The sequence below is a fragment of the Corallococcus sp. CA049B genome, assembly GCF_003611685.1.
Taxonomy (GTDB): Bacteria; Myxococcota; Myxococcia; order Myxococcales; family Myxococcaceae; genus Corallococcus; species Corallococcus coralloides.
The window spans coordinates 1-5340 of sequence record NZ_RAWC01000350.1; the positions used below are offsets into that span (position 1 = coordinate 1).

5 protein-coding genes are annotated in these 5340 nt (G+C 71.2%); 3 read left to right on the plus strand and 2 right to left on the minus strand.

What is annotated here, in order from left to right; translation table 11 throughout:
* On the minus strand, positions 1–656 hold a 656-nt coding region (locus D7W82_RS38090), incomplete at its 3' end, for a zinc-ribbon domain-containing protein (RefSeq protein ID WP_199727995.1).
* 230 nt (positions 657–886) lie between these two features.
* Here D7W82_RS38090 and D7W82_RS38095 point away from each other — a divergent pair.
* The 3 genes from D7W82_RS38095 (at position 887) to D7W82_RS38105 (ending at position 3952) form a co-directional block, all read left to right on the plus strand.
* Complete coding sequence (locus tag D7W82_RS38095; RefSeq protein WP_120622955.1) at positions 887–2200, plus strand: NAD(P)/FAD-dependent oxidoreductase; 1314 nt, start codon at positions 887–889, stop codon at positions 2198–2200.
* Positions 2201–2278: 78 nt separating this feature from the next.
* Positions 2279–2989 carry a glycosyltransferase family 2 protein gene (locus D7W82_RS38100; protein ID WP_120622956.1) on the plus strand — a complete coding sequence of 237 codons (711 nt, stop codon included), beginning with the start codon at positions 2279–2281 and terminating at the stop codon, positions 2987–2989.
* A 15-nt stretch (positions 2990–3004) separates the two neighbouring features.
* Positions 3005–3952 carry a polysaccharide deacetylase family protein gene (locus D7W82_RS38105; protein ID WP_120622957.1) on the plus strand — a complete coding sequence of 316 codons (948 nt, stop codon included), beginning with the start codon at positions 3005–3007 and terminating at the stop codon, positions 3950–3952.
* A 1-nt stretch (position 3953) separates the two neighbouring features.
* On the opposite strand, the gene D7W82_RS38110 is transcribed toward D7W82_RS38105, so the two are convergent.
* Positions 3954–5340 (minus strand): DUF2252 family protein (locus D7W82_RS38110; protein ID WP_147439757.1); only part of this gene is annotated, 1387 nt, incomplete at its 5' end.

A 5340-nucleotide genomic window follows, 5' to 3' on the forward strand; every position in this document is an offset into this window, starting at 1 on the left:
GGGACGGGCAGGGTGCCGTCGTCCGCGAAGTCGAAGTCGGGCGTGCCGAAGTCGGCCTCGGCGGGCGGGGCGGCGGCGACGGGCTCTTCGGAGAAGTCGAAGTCACGCGCGGTGCCGGCGGGCTCGTGCGTGCCGTAGTCGGCGGGCGCGGCGGGCTCGCGGAAGGCGGCGTTGGGGACGGGGATGGCGACGACGCGGGTCACGTCCTCGCGCGGCTCGGAGAAGTCGCTGGTGTCGACCGAGGAGAACTCGCCGCTGCTCACCTCCGCGAAGTCGTCCTCCGCGGGCGCGGGGGCCGGCGGCGCGGCGTCCATGTCGAAGTTGAACGAGTCGTCCGGGAGGGCCACCGGCGCGCCAGGTCCCGCGTCGAGCGAGAGGGCCCGGGGCGCGGCCACGCCCGGCGAGGCATAGGCCGCGGGCGGGACCTCGTCGTCGAAGGAGAACGGATCCTCGGGGACGGGCGGAGCGGCGTTGCCCGGCAGCGGGATGGCGGCGGGCTGCGGCTCCGCGGCCTCGGGAGCTTCGGAACTCGCGCCATCGGCCTTGATGGGGAACGTGGTCTGGCACCGGGCGCACTTCAGCTTCGCGCCGCCGGGCGGGATCCGCCTGTCATCGATGTTGTAGTTCGTCTGGCACGACGGGCAGGAGACTTTCATTGTTTTCCTTCGACGAGACCGGCTGGCGCGCGCACGCGCAGCTAATGACGGGGGCGTGCGATGGTCCGCGCGGCGCGTGCAGGCTAGCAGAGCCGTTTCAAGCCCGGAAAGAACGCGTCCCTGGTGCGCACCGTTGTCACCCGGCCGGGCAGGAGGGCGGGCGCCCGCCAACACCATCAGTGTGCATCCCTTTTCCAGGGCCCCTCCCGGGGTGGTAGACCCGGCGGCGCATGGATCCCATCGTCATCCTCGGGGCGGGCCTGGCGGGTCTGTCCACCGCGCACTTCCTCAAGCGCCCCTGGCGCCTCATCGAGAAGTCCGACCGGGTCGGCGGCCTCATCAAGACCGAGGTCATTGACGGGTGTTACTTCGACCCCACCGGCCACTGGCTCCACCTGCGCGACCCGGAGATCCAGCAGCTGGTCAACACGCTCTGGATGCCGGACCAGCTGGTGCGCATCCAGCGCCGCGCCGCCATCTTCTCGCGCGACACCTTCACCCGCTTCCCCTACCAGGTGAACACCCACGGGCTTCCGCCGGAGGTCGTGGCGGAGAACCTGGTCGGCTACGTGGAGGCCATCTACGGGGAGAAGGGCCGCGCCCTGCGCGAGCGCGACCCCGTGAACTTCGAGGAGTTCATCCTCCGCTACATGGGCGAGGGCTTCGCGAAGAACTTCATGCTGCCCTACAACCAGAAGCTCTGGACCGTGCACCCGCGCGAGATGTCCGCCGCGTGGGTCGGCCGGTTCGTGCCGCGCCCCACCCTCAAGGAGGTCGTGGACGGGGCGCTCGGCGCGGGCAGTGATCAGCTGGGCTACAACGCGTCCTTCCTCTACCCGCGCGAGGGCGGCATCGAGAGCCTGGCGCGCGCGATGAAGCAGCACCTGACGGGCGGCGAGCTGAGCGTGCGCACCGAGCCCGTCTCCATCGACTGGAAGGCGAAGCAGGTCACGCTGTCGGACGGGCGCACCGTGCCGTATTCCGGGCTGGTGTCCTCCATCGCGCTGCCGGCGCTGGTGGAGCTCCTCGGCAAGGGCGCCTCTGGCGTGCCAGACGAGGTGCGGGCCGCGGCGAAGCGCCTGCGCGCCTTCATCGTCACGTACGTGTGCGTGGGCGCCCGGGGCGCGAACCGCCAGCCGTGGCATTGGATCTACCTGCCGGAGCCGGAGTTCCACTCGTACCGCATCGGGGCGCCGTCGGCGGTGTACGCGCCCCTGGCCCCGCCGGACACGGCCAGCTTCTCCGTGGAGTTCAGCCACCACGGCGAGCTGTCCGTGGCGGACGCGGAGCGGTTCGCGGTGGAGGACCTGGTGCGCTCGCGGATGATCCACTCGGCGGACGACATCCTCTTCGCGAAGGGGCGTGAGATTCCCAACGCGTACGTCCTCTACGACGACGCCTATGGCCCCGCGATGGCGGAGGTGAAGCGCTTCCTGGAGCACGCCGGCATCCTCATGGCGGGGCGCTATGGGAAGTGGGAATACGCCTCCATGGAGGACGCCATCCTGGACGGGCGGGCTTGCGCCCGGACGCTGAACGGCTGACGCAAGGAGTCGTCTCCTGTCGACGGTGGTCCGGGGGCGTGCTACGCCCCAACGCCTTCCCTTCGGATTTCCGGACCCATGGCCCTGCACCTCTCCGTCGTCATCCCCGTCTACAACGAGGAGTCCATCATCGCCCAGGCAGCCGAGGAGCTGCGCCAGGGGCTGGATGCTCGCGGGCTCGACTACGAAATCATCTTCGCGGAGAACGGCTCGCGGGACGCGACGCCCCGGCTCCTGGAGGAGCTCTGCGCGAAGAACCCGCGCTTGCGCTGGTTCCACTCGGAGACGCCCAACTACGGCGTGGCGCTCAAGGCCGGCATCCTGAAGGCCCGGGGCACCTATGTGGTCTGCGATGAAATCGACCTCTGCGACCTGACCTTCTACGACGCGGCGCTGCCCCGGCTGGAGCGCGGCGAGGCGGACATGGTCGTGGGCTCCAAGGCGGCCAAGGGCGCGAGCGACCAGCGGCCCCTCATCCGCCGCGCGGCCACGCGGGTGCACAACAAGCTCTTGCGCGTGGCGCTGGGCTTCCAGGGCACGGACACGCACGGCCTGAAGGCGTTCCGCCGGGAAGCGCTGCTGCCCGTCATCCAGAAGTGCGTGGTGGACATGGACGTGTTCGCCAGCGAGTTCGTCATCCGCGCGTGGCGCGAGGGGCTGAACGTCATGGAGATCCCCATCCAGCTCCATGAGAAGCGCCAGCCGTCCATCCACCTGTTCAAGCGCGTGCCCAACGTGCTCAAGAACGTGGGCAAGCTGTTCTACGTCATCCGCGTCCGCGGGACCTGAGCGGAGGGTTGCCCCATGACGGCAGCGCGCCTGGCGTCCATCTCCGTCGACCTGGATTCGCTGCCGCACTACTGCCGGATCCACGGGCTGCCGGAGTCGCTGCTCGACGAACGCGCTCGGACGCTGATCCACCGCGTGGCGGTGCCGCGCTTCCTGGAGCTGTTCGCGGCGGTGGGGGTGCCCGGGACGTTCTTCGTCATCGGCGAGGACCTGGAGTCCGACCCCGGCGCGGCGGACGGCATGCGGCGCTCCCACGCGGCGGGCGTGGAGATCGCGAGCCACAGCCACGCCCATGACTACGCGCTCACCCGGCGTGGGCCGGACGCCATCGCGGAGGACCTGGCGCGGGCGGACGCGGCCATCCTGAAGGCCGTGGGCGTGCGTCCTTCGGGCTTCCGCGCCCCGGGCTACACGCTGAACGCGGACCTGTACGCGGCCACCGTGGCGCAGGGCTACCGGTACGGTTCGTCCGCGTTTCCGGCGGCCCCGTACTACGCGGCGAAGGCGGCGGTGATGGGGGCGCTCGCGGCGCTGGGGCGGCCGTCGCGCTCCGTGCTGGACACCCCGCGCGTGCTGCTGGCGCCGCGCGTGCCGTACCGGCCGGACCCCGCGCAGCCCTACCGTCGCGGCTCGGGGCCGGTGCTGGAGCTGCCCATGACGGTGACGCCGGTGGTGCGCTTCCCGTTCATCGGCACGTTCGCGACGACGCTGCCTCGCGGCACCATGCGCGCCGCGTACCGCACGTGCCGGGCGGATGCCTTCTTCAACTTCGAGCTGCACGGTGTGGACGTGCTGGACGCCACGGACGGCATCCCGCCGGAGCTCGTGCGGCAGCAGCGAGACCTGCGCACGAGCGCCGCGAAGAAGATGGATCGGCTGCGCAGCATCTTCCAGTGGCTGAAGGACGACTTCGACGTCGTCACCCTGCGCGACGCGGCGGGGCAGCTGTCCGCGACGCTCTGACTCAGCGCGAGGCCTTCAGGGCCTTCCAGTCCGCCTCGGTCTGATCCGCGTAGGCCTGCGCGAAGGCGACCAGCCGCTTCGTGGCCTCCTTCGTGTCTGGGCCCACCCAGTCCTCCAGGCACTTCGCCTGGGCCTGCGTGTTGCCGTGGGCGCGGGCCAGCACGACGCCCGCCTGCTCGAAGGTGGAGCGCAGGGACTTCTTCTTCCCGAGCACGGCGTCATCCAGCTTGTTCTTCTCCGGCTCCACCTCGCGCACGAGGAAGGCCCGGCCGCCCATGTTCACCGCGGCCGTGAGCGGGTTGATGGCGCCGCCCAGCTCCTCTTGTGCCTTCACCACGTCCGCGCCGTTCGCGGGCGCCGGCGGTGACGCCACGCCGGACGCGAGCAGCTCCTTCAGCTCAAGCAGCACCGGGGGCGCCTTCGGATCCGCCGCGCCCACGAGCACGTAGTCGCGCTCCAGGCCGTAGCTGCTGCCCCCCGCGTCCAGCCGCTCCGCCAGGTCCAGCACCTTCAGGGGGACGGCCACGCCCTCCGTGCCGTCCAGGGTCTTCTCGTAGGAGGCCAGCGCGGTCCGCACCGCCGCCTTCTTCTCCGCGTCCAGCGGCTTGAGCGTGTCCGTCGTGAGGAAGCGCGGGCCCTTCGCGCCGTCGAGCTTCACGTATTTGGACAGGGCATCCTTCGCGGACGTGTCACGCGCATGGTCGATGAGGTCCTTCACCGGTCCGGAGGACTCCTTCTTGTCCAGGAACGCCCCCGGGTTCGCGTCGCCGTCCGCCAGCAGCTCCAGCGTCTCGAAGTAGTTCTTCGCGAGCGCCTCCACCGCCTTGACCTGCTCGCTTCCGGACAGGCCCGCCTCGCGCGCGGTGAGGACCGCGCTGGTGGCCAGGCGCGTGAGGTCCGCCTCCGGCGACGCGGTGCCCGTCTGGTCGAAGTCGTTGAGCCCCCACACCGCCTTGCCGTCCGGCCCCCGGAACGTGCCCAGGTTGCCCACGTGCGCGTCGCCCACCACCCGGAGGTCCGGTGCGGGCCGGTCCGTCAGCCGGGCCTCCTGCGCATACGGGCCCCGCAGGTCCGCGTGGAACAGGGCGGGCATGGCGCGGAACATCGCGGAGGGGCTCTGCCTCATCTGCGCCAGCTTCTCCTTCAGGCGCGCGGGCGGCAGGTCCAGCCGCGCGTTGAAGTCGCGCACGAAGGACACGGCCTGTGACGGCGGCCGCTCCAGTCCGGACGCCCGGGCCTGCCTGGGCGCCAGGGTGTTCCCCGCCACGGTGTCGCCCGTCCGTGTCGGCGTGGCCTGGGGCTGGAAGTCGCTGACGTCAGGGGCCAGCCGTCCCGCTCCGGCCCCGGAGGTGGCGAGCGTCAGCACCGTGGCGGCGACGGTGGAGCCC